Genomic DNA, 15,680 nt, shown 5'->3' on the forward strand with positions numbered 1-15,680 from the left:
GGCGCGGCCTATGGCCTCGGCCTGCGGCTGGCGGCGGCCGAACAGGCGAGCTTCAACAGCATGAACCTCAATCTCGAATATGGCCGCGTCGAGCGCTTCGGCGACGGCTCCAACGACAACCGATTTACCGTCGCCGCGGCGTTTCAATTCTAGGATAAAAGTGATGACCCGACAGACGACCCGCATGATGCTTTCCCACAAGACCCGGCTTGTGGCGCTTCTGGCCTCGACGGCGCTGGTGCATTCGACGGCGGTGCTGGCCCAGTCGCTGCCGACGGGCGGTCAGGTGGCGGCCGGCAGTGCGACGATCGGGACGCCGTCGGCAGGGGCACTGACGATCAACCAGGCGAGCGGCAGCGCCGTCGTCAACTGGCAGAGTTTTGACGTCGGCAAGGGCAACCGCGTCACCTTCGTCCAGCCCGATGCCAATGCCGCCATCCTCAATCGCGTCACCGGTGAGACACGCTCGACCATCGCCGGTCAGATCAACGCCAATGGCCAGGTCTATCTGATCAATCCGAACGGCATTGCCATTACCAAGACCGGGACGATCAAGGCCGGCGCCTTCGTCGCCTCGACGCTCGGCATCTCCGACGACGACTTCATGGCCGGCAAGCGCAGCTTCACCGGCAATGGCGCCTCGGCGCCGGTGACGAATGCCGGTGCGATCACCATCAATCGCGGCGGCTACATGGCGCTGATCGGCGGCACGGTCGCCAATACCGGTGTGATCACCGTGCCGATGGGCAAGGCGGCGCTCGGCTCGGGCGAACAGGCGACGCTCGATCTGTCCGGCGACGGTTTTCTGCAGGTGGCAGTACCGACCAAGGCAGGCGGCAGTGGGGCGCTGGTCGAGAACAGCGGCAAGATCTCGGCGAGGGGTGGCACGGTGCAGCTGACGGCGGCAGCCGCCAAGGACATGGCGCGGCAGGCGGTCAACATGTCGGGGACGATCGAGGCGAAGGGTGTCTCGGGGAGAAGCGGCGACATCGTGCTGTCCGGCGGCGATGGCGAGGTTGCGATCTCGGGTAAGATCGATGCGAGCAGCAGGCACGGCTCGGGCGGCAAGGTGCAGGTGACGGGCCGCAAGATCACGCTGGCAGGCGCGAAGATCAATGCCTCGGGCAAGACCGGCGGCGGCACGGTCAACATCGGTGGCAACCGTCAGGGTAAGGGCACGCTGCAGCATGCCGAGACGCTGACGGTCGATGCCGATACGGTCATCCATGCCGATGCGATCACCACCGGCCATGGCGGCAATGTCGTGCTGTGGTCGGATAATCTCACCCGCTTTGCCGGCACGATCACGGCCAAGGGCGGGGCGCTTTCGGGCAATGGCGGCGAGGTCGAAGTCTCGGGCAAGGCGCTTCTCTCCTATGCCGGTCTGACCGATCTGACGGCGGCGCATGGTTCCGTCGGCAATCTGCTGCTTGATCCCTACAATGTGACGATCTCGACGGCGACGGACAGCAACTCCTCCGGCTTCACAGCCAGCGGCAATGACAGCGTCATCAATGTCAACACGCTCACCAATGCGCTGCAGACCGCCAATGTCACGGTGACGACGGGATCAACGTCGGATGCGGCCAATCCGCAGGCGGGCACCATCACGGTGGCAGCACCGATCAACTGGAATGCGCTCACCACACTGACGCTTGCGGCGGCATCGGACATCAACATCAACAGCGCGATTACGGCAAATGGCGGCCTGATCGTCTCCTCCGGCGGCACGATCTCGGCGCAGGCGGCCGTCAATGTTGGCGCCTTCATCCTCGCCTCGGGCAACTGGGTACAGAACAGCGCGACGCTGCCGGCCTTCTCCGCGCAGGACTTCCGCATCACCGACGGTACGTCTTTCCTGCGTGTCACCGGCGGCGACGGCACTAGCGCCACACCTTATGCGGTCGCGGATGTCTACGGCCTTCAAGGTATTGGCTCATCCAGCGCCTATCTCTCCGCCAATTGGAAGCTCGCGGGTGATATCGATGCCTCTGGCACGGCCATCTGGAGCAATGGAGCGGGGTTCGCGCCGATTGGGATAGACGGCGCGGCGTTCACCGGCTCGTTCAACGGCGGAGGCAACAGAATTTCGGGGCTCACCATCAACCGCCCCAGCACCGATAATGTTGGCCTATTCGGCTATGTCAAAGATGGCGCGACTATCTCGAATGTCGGTTTGATCGGTGGGACCGTCACAGGCCACGACTATGTCGGTGGCTTGGTGGGGATCGGCTTCTACAGCACGATCAACAACGTTTATGCCACCGGTGCGGTCAATGGCAACATTGATGTCGGCGGCCTTGTGGGTATGAATGGTAGCACAATCACCAATGCCTACGCGACCGGAGCTGTCACCGGAAACGCCAATTGGGTCGGCGGCTTGGTGGGATACAGCTGGGGCTCAATCGCTAACGTCTACGCCACCGGCGTAGTCAGCGGAACCAGTCAAATCGGAGGCTTGGTCGGAGCGAGCTACGGCACGATTACTAATGCCTATGCCAGCGGCGCCGTTACCGGCCTTTTTTCCCTCGGAGGCCTGGTAGGGGTCAATAACTATGGTTCCGACATCACGAACAGCTTCTGGGATTTCCAAACCACCGGTCAGTTGTCCGGCTATGGTGAAAACTACGGCTCGTTCTCAGCGGCTGGCCTGACAACAGCTCAGGCGCGCAATGCCTCCAATTACACCGGCTGGGACTTCTCCAACACCTGGTATCAGTCTGGAGACCTGCGTCCGATCCTGCGCTCGGAAGCCACGACAGCCGACGCAAACGGCGTCGTCACCATCTCCAACCTTCACCAGCTTGCGCTGATAGGCGCGAACCTCGCCGGCAGCTACAAACTCGCTGGCAATATCGACGCCAGCGCCACCTTCGGCGCCAATGCCGCCGATATCTGGTCGACGAGCGGCTGGATGCCTGTCGGCAGCTACGGTGCTGCCTTTACCGGCAACTTCGACGGCCAGGGGCACACCATTACCGGCCTGACGGTCAACCGAGCGGCTGGTTTTCTCGGGCTGTTCGGTAACTCGGCGGGGACCATCCAAAATATCGGACTGATCAGCGAGTTTATCAATGGCTACTCCTATACGGGAGGATTGGTCGGAAACAATACCGGCACGATCAGCAACGCTTACGCGACCGGCACGGTCAACGGCATGCAATATGTCGGAGGGCTGACTGGATGGAATGCCGGTTCGATCAACAACAGCCACGCCACCGCTGCCATCTCCGGCAGCTATGACGTCGGTGGATTGGTCGGTCACAATCATGGATCGATCAGCAATAGTTACGCGACCGGCACAACCTACGGCTCGAGTACCTATGCCGGTGGTCTGGTCGGCTTCAATGATCGCACAATCAAATTTGCCTATGCCACTGGCTCCGTAAGCGGCAATACATATGTCGGCGGACTAGTGGGCTATAATGATTCCGCAAGCTCTATCGACAACGCCTACGCAACCGGCGCGGTTAGTGGGAGTGCAGTTGTCGGCGGCCTGGTGGGCCGAAATTTCTATAGCACCATCACCAACAGCTTCTGGGATGTCTCCACGACTGGACGATCTAGCGGTTACGGTCAATCCTTTTCCGGCACGTTTTCGGCAACCGGCCTCACCACCGCGCAAATGCGCAACGCGTCGAGCTATTCCGGCTGGGATTTCGCCAACACTTGGTATCAGGTCGGCGACATGCGGCCGATCCTGCGCTCGGAGGCCGCGACGGCGGATTCGAACGGTGTGGTCACCATCTCCAATCTGCATCAGCTTGCGCTGATCGGCGCGAACCTTGCCGGCAGCTACACACTCGCCAACAATATCGACGCCAGCGAGACGTCGGGCGCTAACGCCTCCGGCATCTGGTCGACGGGCGGCTGGGTGCCGCTCGGGGACACCAACACGTTGTTCAGTGGCAGCTTCGGCGGTGATAACCACACCATAAGCGGCCTCATCGTGGGCGGCTACGACTATGTTGGCTTGTTCGGAGCCTCATACGGATCGATCAGCAATGTCGGGCTGGTTGGCGGATCGGTCGCGGGCGTCCACACCAAGGTCGGCGCGCTGGTCGGCTGGAACAGCGGTACGATCAGCAATTCCTATAGCACCGCTGCGGTCTCCGGCAACATTGAAGTTGGCGGGCTGGTTGGCGAGAACAGCGGTACGATCAGCAGCTCTTATGCCACCGGAGCAGTCAGCGGCACCACCGCCTATATGGGTGGGCTGGTAGGCCGCAACTACGGCACGATCACCAACAGCTATGCTAACGGTGTCGTCAGCGGCAGTGCTTCCGGTGCCGGTGGGCTGGTGGGCCTCAACGCCGCCACCGGCGTGATCAGCGGCGCCTATGCCACCGGCTCCGTCAGCAGCAGCGACCATAGTGTGGGTGGACTGGCGGGCTCCAACTACGGCACGATCACCAACACCTATGCCAGCGGCGCTGTCAGTGGCTCCGACACCGTGGGTGGGCTCGTAGGCTTCAACTACGGCACGATCAGCAACAGTTACGCGATTGGCGCGGTCAGCGGCGGCGGCGGGCTGACCGGCGCGAACGATGCAACGGTCACGGCCTCCTTCTGGGACCCGACGACGACCGGACAGACCAACGGTACCGGTGGCGGCTCCTCAACCGGCATGACCGGTCTGACGACGGCACAGATGGCTGATCCGTTCACCTTCATCAATGCCGGCTGGGATTTTGCCGGCATCTGGGGCAAATCAACGAGCGGCGCGAATGGTGGCAACATGATGCTGCGCTCGCTCAGCACCGGGCTCTATGACGATTATGTCAAGATCGGGAACGGCACACGGAGCTATGGCGACGCGAATACTGCGATCACCGGCGCGACGCTGACGGGCGTCGGCACAAGCAATGTTTCGTTTGCTTGGGGCAGCGCGATTGCGGGCACGACCAATGCCGGAACCTACAATTATTCTGACCCCGATATCGTCTCGGTGACGGAGAACGGTCCTCGCACGGCCTATGTCGACTATAGCGGCGCGCTGACGATTTCGCAGCGCGTGCTGAGCCTTTCGGGCGGCCGCACCTACGACGGCAGCGCCGACGTCGCGGCCACCAATCTGTCGGTCGGCAATCTCGCCAATGGCGATACGCTGACCCTGACCGGCGCAGGCTCCATGGCCGACAAGAATGCCGGCACAGGCAAGGCACTGTCGTTCGGCACGCTGTTGCTCGGCGATGGTACCGGCCTGGCTTCGAACTATGTTCTGGGCGCTGGTACTGTCGATATCGCCACGGCGACGATCTCTTCGATCACCGGCATCACGGCCAACAACAAGACCTATGACGGCAACGCCGCCGCGACGCTGAACACGGCGGGTGCGGGCTTCACCGGCATGGTCGGCGGGGACATGCTGACGGTCGCGACCTCCACCGGCACCTTCTCGGACAAGAACGCCGGCACCGGCAAGACGGTTGGTACTACCGGGCTGACGCTCGGCGGCGCGGATGCCGGCAACTATACGCTTGCCTCCAACACCGCAACTGCAACGGCCGACATCGCCAGGGCGCTGATCTCTTCGATCACCGGCATCACGGCCAACAACAAGACCTACGACGGCAACGCGAGTGCAACGCTGAGCACCTCGGGTGCAGGCTTCACCGGCATGGTCGCCGGTGACGCGCTGACGGTTGCGACCTCCGGCGGCGCCTTCTCCGACAAGAATGCCGGAACCGGCAAGACGGTTGGCATCACCGGGCTATCGCTCGGCGGCACGGATGCGGGCAACTATACGCTCGCCTCCAGCACCGCGACGACGACGGCCGATATCACCAAGGCGTTGATCTCTTCGATCACAGGCATCACGGCCAACAACAAGACCTACGACGGCAACACGAGTGCAACGCTGAACACGTCAGGCGCGGGCTTCACCGGCATGATCGCCGGTGACGCGCTGACGGTTGCGACCGCCACCGGCGCGTTCTCCGACAAGAATGCCGGGACCGGCAAGACGGTTGGTATCACCGGGCTATCGCTCGGTGGCGTGGATGCGGGCAACTATACGCTTGCCTCCAGCAGCGCGACGACCCTTGCCGATATTGTCAAGGCCTATGTGTTCTTCACCGGCATCACCGCCAACAACAAGGTCTATGACGGTACGATCACGGCCACCGCCAATATCTTCACGATCCCGGTCGTCGGCACCGATGACATGCATGTGGCCTATACGAGCGCCAACTTCTCCGACAAGAATGCCGGCAATTCCAAGACGGTCGCCATTGACGGCCTCTATCTGAACGGCGCGGATGCCAGCAATTACCAACTTGGCATCACCAGCCATACCAGCTTTGCCAACATAACCCCCGCCATCATTACCTCGATCGGCGGCATCGCAGCTTCGGGCAAAACCTACGACGGCTCGGCCAGAGCGACGCTCGACACATCGGGCGCCATCTTCAACGGCATGATCACAAACGATAGTCTGACGGTGGCGACCGCCACCGGCGCCTTCGCCGACGCCAATGCCGGAACCGGCAAGACGGTAACGATCTCCGGCCTGACGCTGGGTGGTGTGGATGCGCAGAACTACAGGCTGGATACGACTACGGCCGCAGCGCTGGCCGACATCGGCCAGCGTGTGATCAACCTCTCGGGCAGCCGCACCTATAACGGTTCCGCCGATCTCGATGCCTCGATCTTCAGCCTGCGCAATCTGGTGACGGGCGAGACGCTGACGCTGTCGGGCATCGGCGCGATGGCCGACAAGAATGCCGGGTCGGGCAAGGCGGTCACGCTCGGTTCGCTGGCGCTCGGCGACGGCACCGGTGGCCTTGCCTCGAACTATACGCTGGTCGGCGGCACTGACACGGTCGACATCGCCAAGGCTGTCATATCGTCGATCGGCGGCATCGCGGCCGATGGCAAGACCTATGACGGCAACACGGACGCAACGCTGAATACGTCAGGCGTGGTCTTCAATGGCATGGTGGCCAATGATGTCCTGACGCTCGGCAGCGGCATCACCGGAGCCTTCTCGGACAAGAATGCCGGCATCGGCAAGACCGTCACCATCTCCGGGCTGGCGCTTTCCGGTGCGGATGCCGGCAACTACACGCTCGCCTCCAGCACGGTCACGACCACGGCCGACATCGCCAGGGCGGTGATCTCGGCAATCGGCGGCATCACAGCCGGCAACAAGACCTATGACGGCAATACGGATGCAACGCTGAACACCTCGGGCGTGATCTTCAACGGCATGGTGGCCAATGATGTCCTGACGCTCGGCGGCGGCATCACCGGCGCGTTTTCCGACAAGAATGCCGGATCGAACAAGACGGTCAACATCTCAGGCCTCAGCCTCAGCGGCGCGGATGCCGGCAACTATACGCTGGCCTCCACCGCCACGACCACGGCCGATATCAGCCAGCGCGTGATCAGCCTCTCGGGCAGCCGCACCTATGACGGCACCGCCAATGTCTCGGCCGGCGATCTGCTGCTCTCCAACCTCGCCAATGGCGAGACGCTGACGCTGAGCGGTATTGGCCAGCTCGCCAGCAAGAATGCGGGATCCGGCTTGAGCTTCAATCTCGGCACGCTGGCGCTTGGCGACGGCAGCGGCGGCAATGCCGGTCTGGCCTCGAACTATACGCTGGCCGGCGGCACCGATACGGCCAACATCATCAAGGCGGTGATCTCTTTGATCGGCGGCATCACGGCCGGCAACAAGACCTATGACGGCAATGCCGATGCAACGCTGAACACCTCGGGCGTGGTCTTCAACGGCATGATCGGAAATGACGTGCTGACCGTCGGTAGTGCCACTGGCACCTTCTCCGACAAGAACGCCGGCATCGGCAAGACGGTCAACATCTCGGGCCTGACGCTCGGCGGTGTGGACGCCGGCAATTATACGCTTACATCCGATGTGGCCAGCACGACGGCCGATATCGCCAAGCGGGCGATCACGGTCGCAGCCGACAATCAGAACCGTGCCTATGGCGATGCCAATCCGGCGCTGTCCTACGCGATCGGCGGCGCGGGGCTCGCCAACAATGACAGCTTCACCGGCGGCCTGACGACCTTGGCGACGGCTGCCTCCGGTATCGGCACCTACGCCATCACCCAGGGCTCGCTCGCCGCCTCCGGCAACTACGACCTGAGCTTCACCGGCGCGGACCTGACGATCAACAAACGGGCAATCACGGTTGCGGCCAACAATCAGAACCGTGCCTATGGCGATGCCAATCCGGCGCTGACCTACACGATCGGCGGCGCAGGTCTCGCCAACAATGACAGCCTCACCGGCGGCCTGACGACCTTGGCGACGGCTGCCTCCGGCGTCGGTATCTATGCCATCTCGCAGGGGACGCTCGCCGCTTCCGGCAACTACGACCTGAGCTTCACCGCTGCGGACCTGACGATCAGCAAGCGGGCAATCACCGTCGCGGCCAACAATCAAAGCCGCATCTATGGTGATGTGAACCCGGCGCTGAGCTACACGATCGGCGGCGCAGGGCTCGTCAACAATGACAGCCTCACGGGCAGCCTGACGACCTTGGCCACCGCCACCTCCGGCGTCGGCAACCATGCGATCACGCAGGGCTCGCTTGCCGCCTCGGGCAGTTATGACCTGACCTTTATCGGCGGCAATCTTCTGATCACCCCGCGCGCGCTCACCGTCGCCGCGAGCAATGCAAGCCGCACCTATGGTGATGCCAATCCGGTCTTCGGCTACACGGTCAACGGTCTCATCAATGGCGACACGCTGACGGGCAGTCTTGCAAGCTCAGCCACGATGGGCTCCGGCATCGGTACCTATGCGATCGGTCTCGGCACGCTCGGCAATGCCAATTACGCCATCGGCTACACCGGCAGCAATCTGACGGTGACGCCGCGCGCGATCACGGTGACCGCCAACAACGCCAGCCGGTTCAGCGGCGTCGCCAATCCGCTTTTCACCTACACGATCGGCGGTGCCGGCCTCGTCCATGGCGACCGCCTCTTCGGTCAGCTGGCGACCGCGGCCGACCGAGTTTCCGGACCGGGCAGCTATGCCATCAGCCAGGGTTCGCTGACAGCCTCGGCCAACTACGATCTCAGCTTCGTCGGCGGCGTGCTGACGGTGACCGCCACAAGCCCGACCACGGAGCTGGCAAGCATCAACACGCCGCGCAGCTTCGCTCCCGACATGCCGCCGCTGCCGCCGGTCCAGGGGCAAGACGGCGCCCCGACCTTCGCCGGCGATGGGACGGGCAATGATGGCAGCCCTTATATCGTTGATCCGCGCTTCGACGGCACCGTCGTCTGCCTCGGCGATGGCGCGGCCTGTGTCGTGCAACCGGCGCCATGAGACGGAATTGCAGATCATTGGCTGGAACAGGCGCATCCAGCGAAGCGGGGGGACGGGGTATTTCTCCGGCAGATCGGTATTTTGCTGATCTCGCCCATTCCGGGACCGATGGCTGTCCGGGAGCGGCTCGCTTGTGTGATTTGGACACCTGTCAGCTGATGGTGCTAAGGGCGTTTCCCCGTGGGTGAAGTCTATGATTTTCCAACAACCCGGTCGTCGGGTGCTCCGCGCGAAATCGCAGCGGCTGCGACGAGCGGGGTGGATCTTCTGATCGGGGCGGAAGCCTTCCCGCGCGCAATGTTGCTGTTGGCAAGGAGTTTTATCGCGGAGCACGAGACTTCCCCGAGGGTGGCAGCTCTTTTCGCGACGCAGCAGCGCTGGCTCCTGTACCACACAGCCCTTGCCTGTCATTTTCGCGCTGCCGCATCTGGCAGGCGCGGACTGACGCGGCGAGCTTTTGCGAATGTCGCCCTCCAGCACGGGATCGCCAGCCGCAATACGGCTCACGCGTTCTTCGACGAGGTGCTGAAATACGATGTCATTCGTTTGGCCGACGATGCCGCTGATGGCCTTACGGGCCAGGTGGTTCCGTCCCCTGCGGCCTTGTCGATGCTGATCCAGTGGTACGCCGTCCATTTTGAAGCCCTCGACCTTGTCGACGGTGGGCACAGGGCCGTCCGGTTCCTAGGGCATCCTGAAAGCATGCTCGCGTGTATGCAGCCGGGTGTCGCCGACGTTTTGCTATCGAGCCCGGAGATGCGCATTCCCAGGCCCCTTTCTGCGACTTTCACCTGGGCCGACGCGGGTGGATTGTTGATGGATCGCCTCGTCGTTGGCATTGGCCCCGAGAGGCTGCCGGAGCAGAACAGGTATCTTACCGATGTGAATGCTATTTCCCATCTGGCGCGATCCTCCGGTCTCTCCCGCGCCCATACAAGCCGCAAGCTTTCGGCTGCCGAATCGATCGGGTGTATGGGGTGGAGCGGGCGGCGGGGTCATTCACCCATCTGGATCTCGCGCGGCTTCTACGAGCAATATGCCCGCGCCCAGGCGTGCAAACTGCTCATTCTAAATAATGCGTTTGAAGAAGCCTCGGCAGCAATCGCGTTTGCATCCGACAAACACGCGGTTGCCGGTGAAAGTTGAAAGGCTAGCGGGCTTCGGTCACTTCGGGATTGCGTCGCGAGACTGTATCCTGCTGTGATCTGACAAGAGTTCTGAGCGTTAGCCGAAGCCGCGAGGCGTGGAAAGTTCGGCCTTCATCCGGCCGTTCGGAATCTTGTTACTTACTCAGCCCTGCCGACTTGCGGGTGTCGGCGGCTTACCTTGCTACACGTTTCGCAAATATCGAGGGAGAGCCTGTTGGCTCGGGCATGCTCGAGGCGCCTCCGTTCCCGCCTGTTTATAAGCGGCATTTTGGATCGACCAATTCCTCTGCCGAACCGTAGGAATCGTTGTCACCAAAGATCTCGGCAAGCAGGTAGAAACCTTGCTGCCCGTCCTGCCGTGAGGTTCCGACGATGCCGATTGTGACGTTCTCCATATCTGCGCGCGCGTGCGGAACGTCGTCTGCAACAAGCTGAAATGGGTTGATATTTTCAAATTGATCGGCGCTGACAAATCTTACCCAGAAGGATCGCCAGGCAGATTTGGTGTTTATGCGCTGAAATTTTTCTGCGCCGATGTCGGCTGCATGACTGTTCAACGCCAATTTCAAGCTGCTGGATACGCATCCCATGTGAATGTGAAGGTGGTCCTGCGTACGGTTGCTTGCAGCGTTGATCCCCAATGCTGCATCCCGCCACGGATCCCGGTTCGCATGGTCGCCCATGACGATCGACCACTCGTTCCAAGCATCAAGGAAGTAATTGGGTGCGTCGGGAACCAGAAGACGCTTGTCTTCTATGCCGCTGACATCGGCAAGCGGCGTGAGAATGGTTCGCTCTTTGTGGGTTGGCTCCCGCAGGATTGCATAGGACGCCAGGGGCTGCGGTTTCTGAACGACCTTGAGGCAGGGAAATGCGGCGCCGGTCAGAGTGGAATTGAGCCTGCAGCTTTCAACGGCGAGGCTCAGGGCGGCGCGGCTGGCGAATGAGCTGCCGAGAGCCACCACCAGAAGGATGCCGGTCGACAGAAGTGCAAGGCGGTATCGCCGCTTGGAAACACGCAATCCAGAAAGGTTTTCCAACCGGCAATCCCTAGCTAGCCACAGTCATTATCGGGTTAATGAAACATATCGACTCTCGTCGATACGACCAGCCAAAATCCCGTTACAGCAAGGCGGCCTCGCCATGGGATTACCTAGACGGCAGAAAGTACTTACATCATTCCAGAATATATTCAACGGATGGCCCGCTTCTTGCTTTCAGAAGAGTTTGCGACAGACTTTCGGCAACTGGAGCCATATTGCGTTTGATATCCCGATCGATCCCATTGACCGCGCGACCCGATCCGAGCTCGATGCTGGCCCGCTATGTGGTCGGGTGGAACGGAACGATCATCTGTTCCGAGGTCGATCCCGAAGGTGTGCTGCCCGCTTTATGGGCGCGGCCGGTCTCGCAGCATGACATTTCCCGATGCGGCTCTGTCTCGGGCGGATAGAGCCGCATTTTCCCGCAAACCATCTGCTCGTCGACCGCCAATCGCTCGGCCCGAGCGTTGCCGTTTTGGCAATGAAAGAGCCGAAAATCGGCGCTTCTTCAGAACGCTCTTGTTTGCCATAGTTTGCTAAAGGCGCCCTTCAGAGCGCCGCGAGGCGAACGTCATGGCTTACGTAATTACCGAACCCTGCATCGATACGAAGGATGGAGCCTGCACGGTGGCCTGCCCTGTCGATTGCATTTATGAGGGCGGCAGGATGTTCTACATCCAGCCGGAAGAATGCATCAATTGCGGGCTCTGTCTTTCCGTTTGTCCGGTCGACGCTATCTTGTGGGATGAGGAAATGCCGGCAGAGCGGCTGTTTCTGCGCGATGTCAATCGCGATTTTTTTGCCGATGATGTCACCGGCTGGGGCGCTCCCGGCGGTTGGGACAAGAGCCGCATCACCAGCCTTGATCATCCTTTCGTGGCGGCCTATCGCAGCCCGAGTGAAAACAGAATCTAATAGAATGGGAGGAGCCTTCTCGTGACGCAGACCCGGATTGCCGGCGTGATCGCCGCCGTGCCGACGCCTTTCGACAATCATGGCGACATCGATGCCGACGCTTTCATCGAGCATGCCCGCTGGTGTTTGGACAATGGTTGCGATTTCCTGAACGTGCTGGGTACGACGGGCGAGGCCAATTCCCTTTCCGCCGTCCAGCGCGCCGCTCTCATGACGACTGCGGCACATGGATTGGATGGCCGCAGGCTAATGGTCGGAACTGGCGCGCCGGACCTTGAAACGACGGCAGCACTGACGCGCCGCGCCTTCGATCTCGGTTTTGCGGCAGCACTCGTGCTGCCGCCCTATTACTACAAGCCTGTCGAGGAGGATGGCTTGTTCGCCTGGTTCGCCGAGCTTGTGAGAATGACGGCAGAGACCCCGATCTCGATCTACCTCTACAACTTTCCGCAATTGACCGGCATCGAGTTTTCCCCCGCTCTGTCAGCGCGGCTTTCGCAGGCTTTTCCGGAGCGGATCCATGGGGCAAAGGATAGTTCCGGCAATCTTGCCTATACGCGCGAGCTTGCCAAAATCGCTGGCTTCGGCGTCTTCCCGAGCAGCGAGGCGGCACTTGCCGATGCCGGTCGCGATGGTTACGCCGGCTGCATATCCGCGACCGTCAATATCGATCCTCGCTCGTCGCAACAGCTATGGCGCGATCAGGAGAATGCCGAGCTGTTGGAACAGGTCCGTGGCCTGCGACAGGCCATCTCCACCCATCCCCTTATTCCAGCGGTGAAGCATCTCGTCGGCAAACGCGCCGGTAATACGGTCTGGAATAAAGTACTACCGCCGCAGATGCCGATCACCGACAGGACGAGGCTTGAAAGTCTCGATGCGTTGCGAATCGGGGCTCTGGTCGATGCATGATCTTGCTTTGGTCCGGTTTCAGGCGATTCCGGGCCAACCTGCGTAATAGGTGCGTGTCGCTTCGGATAACGCTTTGACGAGAGGGCGCTGCTTCTCAAGCCTTGGCAGATCGGCTCTTGCCTGTGCCAGCAGCTCGGACAAGGCCGCATCGAAGTCGACGCCCGTCAGCTCTCCTTGACGCATCACTTCCCGGCCAGCGACAACAAGGCCCGTAGCATGCCGCGCGCTCATGCGGGTCAACAGCACTTCCGCCTCGTCGACATCGTCGAACAGTGCCTCGGCAATCAGGGCCCGATAGTCGATGATGGTGAAGTCTTCGGCTTCATTTGCATTGATCACTTGGCCGCCCACCCGGATCGCGGCATCGAACACATTCTGTGCCGTCAAGCGTCGCGTCAGGCTACGCCCGCCCTGCAGGAGATAGAGGAGCCGCATTTCCCGCCATAGATCCTGATCGTCGTCCAATCCGGTGCCGTCGAGGCCGATGGCGAAGGCCGGGCGGCCAGGCTTGATCGTGGATACGATCGGGGCAATGCCCGAGCGCAAACGCAGATTGGCAGAGGGATTGCTGACGAGTTGCACACCGCGCTCGGCAAGCAGTTCGCACTCGTCGGGACTTAGCTGGACGCCATGGGCAATGGCGAGCCGCGGCGAGAGGAAGCCGATTTTGTCGAGATAGGTGACAACGCCTTCGGGAAAGCGTCTGTCGAGCCAGATGCGCTGGCGCGGGCTTTCGAGCAAGTGCATGTGGATGCGCCGGTCATGGAGCGCTGAAGCCTCGGCAATCGCCTCCAGAAGAGCGTTCGAGCACCACTGCGGCCCGATCGGCCCATACTGCACGTCGATCAACGGGCTGGTATTGGCAGCGGCAACTGCCTCGACGGCTGCGAGCTGCGTGTGGATCGGCGCATAGCTGGGGATAGTGCCGGCAAGCGCCTGCCAGTCATCCTGAGATAGAAAAGGCCGCAGCCGTTGCGGCCCACCATCATAGGCCCAGGCATCATGGTCGAGCAGCGGGCAGGAGAGCGCAAGCCGAATGCCGATGTCGAGGGCGGCCCGCATGACTGCGTGAGCCTCGTCGACCAGACGATCGACGTTCAAGGAGTTATGGCAATGCATCGTTGCGCCGACGCCGGTTCCGGCAAGGCGGCCGAAGGCGACGAGCGCTTCGAGATATGGATCCGTGCGTGGCCGCAGCCTCAGACCGGGTATCCACACTTCGAGCGCATCGTCGACGACGCCGAAATCGAGGGTGCGGATGCCGTAGCCATGGTCATGGGCATTGACGGGCGAGGGCAGAGCCAGGTCGCCGGGCTGCAGGCCAAAAGATTGAAGCGCTTGCGGCAGCTCAGCACCGTCGGTGATCCTTTGGGCAGGCGCATGACCTGGACTAAGCAGCAACCGCGGTGCCATGATCGGTTTCCTCTAACGTGAGACCAGCGTGTTGATCTTCCCGGCGAATTTCGACAGCTCCTCGCCCATCGATTGGGCGACGACCTCCGTCGCATGGGTGAGTTGCCGGCGGCGCGAGACGACGATGCCGACTTCGAGATCCTGGAGCTTCGATCCCGCGATCGAGAGGGCGACGGCATCGCCGGCTTCCAGCTCGCGCAGCAAGCCAAGCGGTGTGAAGAAGGCGACACCTTCGCCGGCAAGGATCATGGGTTTCAGCATCATCTGATTGTTTGTCGCCACCAGCGTACGCCCGACGCGGTTGAGCGCGCCGAGTTCCACTGCGATCATCGAACTCATCACTTCATTGTCGAGTTGCAGCAGCATGTTGAACTGGGCGCATTCCTGCAGCGTCACGGACTTCTGCCTTGCGAGCGGATGGGTCTTTGCGACGATCGCCATTAGCGGCATGCGCACGCCGTGGATCAGCTTCATGTCGTGCGGCCGGGCAAGATCGAAGGTGACGCCAATGTCGACGTCGCCTTCCGCCAGAAAGCGGAAGATATTGTTGTAGTTATCGGTGCGGATGCGGAAATCCACCGCCGGATGCTTCTTGTGAAAGCCGGAGACGAACTCCGGCAGGAACTGGATCGCGAGGCTGTCCAAGGCGGCGATATGAACCCGGCCGGTATTCTTGCCGTGGAGATCGCCGAGATTGGATTTCATGATCTCATATTCGTGCAGCGTATCCTTGGCGTGACGCAGCACGATTTCGCCTGCAGACGTCAGCCGCAGCCCGTCGGAAAAGCGCTCGAACAGCGGCGTCCCGAGTTCGTCTTCCAGTTTCTTGATCTGGCGGCTGACGGCCGAGGTCGCGACATGCAATTCGTCGGATGCCTTGCGGATCGATCCGGAACGTGCGACCTCGGCGAAATACTTCAGGATGCTGGCATGCATGAAAAGCCC

Annotated in this window: 7 protein-coding genes; 4 read left to right on the top strand and 3 right to left on the bottom strand. The window is 61.5% G+C overall.

What is annotated here, in order from left to right:
- Nucleotides 1–163 precede the first annotated feature (163 nt).
- A complete protein-coding gene (locus GA0061102_RS14395; RefSeq protein ID WP_092849052.1) occupies nt 164–9,304 on the top strand; it encodes a YDG domain-containing protein in 9,141 nt (3,046 codons plus the stop codon).
- Between the two features lie 258 nt (nt 9,305–9,562).
- Nucleotides 9,563–10,450: a hypothetical protein gene (locus tag GA0061102_RS14400; protein ID WP_245298018.1), complete on the top strand. Its 888-nt coding sequence runs from the start codon at nt 9,563–9,565 to the stop codon at nt 10,448–10,450.
- A gap of 256 nt (nt 10,451–10,706) precedes the next feature.
- Here the strand turns inward: GA0061102_RS14400 and GA0061102_RS14405 are convergent, their stop codons facing one another.
- Nucleotides 10,707–11,492 carry a CDP-diacylglycerol diphosphatase gene (locus tag GA0061102_RS14405; RefSeq protein WP_245298019.1) on the bottom strand — a complete coding sequence of 262 codons (786 nt, stop codon included), beginning with the start codon at nt 11,490–11,492 and terminating at the stop codon, nt 10,707–10,709.
- Between the two features lie 576 nt (nt 11,493–12,068).
- Here GA0061102_RS14405 and fdxA point away from each other — a divergent pair.
- Nucleotides 12,069–12,410: a ferredoxin gene (gene fdxA / locus GA0061102_RS14410; RefSeq protein ID WP_092849066.1), complete on the top strand. Its 342-nt coding sequence runs from the start codon at nt 12,069–12,071 to the stop codon at nt 12,408–12,410.
- 21 nt (nt 12,411–12,431) lie between these two features.
- Nucleotides 12,432–13,322, top strand: a complete 891-nt coding sequence (locus tag GA0061102_RS14415) for a dihydrodipicolinate synthase family protein (RefSeq protein ID WP_092849071.1) — start codon at nt 12,432–12,434, stop codon at nt 13,320–13,322.
- Between the two features lie 18 nt (nt 13,323–13,340).
- Here GA0061102_RS14415 and GA0061102_RS14420 read toward each other — a convergent pair whose 3' ends face one another.
- Together GA0061102_RS14420 and GA0061102_RS14425 are read right to left on the bottom strand one after the other, a co-directional pair.
- Nucleotides 13,341–14,735, bottom strand: a complete 1,395-nt coding sequence (locus GA0061102_RS14420) for an amidohydrolase family protein (RefSeq protein ID WP_092849077.1) — start codon at nt 14,733–14,735, stop codon at nt 13,341–13,343.
- A gap of 12 nt (nt 14,736–14,747) precedes the next feature.
- The gene (locus tag GA0061102_RS14425; RefSeq protein ID WP_092849083.1) at nt 14,748–15,671 is read right to left on the bottom strand and encodes a LysR family transcriptional regulator; all 924 of its coding nucleotides are present in this window, start codon (nt 15,669–15,671) and stop codon (nt 14,748–14,750) included.
- Between the last annotated feature and the right edge of the window lie 9 nt (nt 15,672–15,680).

The organism is Martinezella miluonensis (assembly GCF_900094545.1).
Classification (GTDB): Bacteria; Pseudomonadota; Alphaproteobacteria; order Rhizobiales; family Rhizobiaceae; genus Rhizobium; species Rhizobium miluonense.

What these genes read in the sequence shown, in the direction of transcription:
- GA0061102_RS14420 (WP_092849077.1), bottom strand. Translation starts at nt 14,735, where the DNA reads ATGGCACCGCGGTTGCTGCTTAGTCCAGGTCATGCGCCTGCCCAAAGG.
- GA0061102_RS14395 (WP_092849052.1), top strand. Translation starts at nt 164, where the DNA reads ATGACCCGACAGACGACCCGCATGATGCTTTCCCACAAGACCCGGCTT.
- GA0061102_RS14425 (WP_092849083.1), bottom strand. Translation starts at nt 15,671, where the DNA reads ATGCATGCCAGCATCCTGAAGTATTTCGCCGAGGTCGCACGTTCCGGA.
- fdxA (WP_092849066.1), top strand. Translation starts at nt 12,069, where the DNA reads ATGGCTTACGTAATTACCGAACCCTGCATCGATACGAAGGATGGAGCC.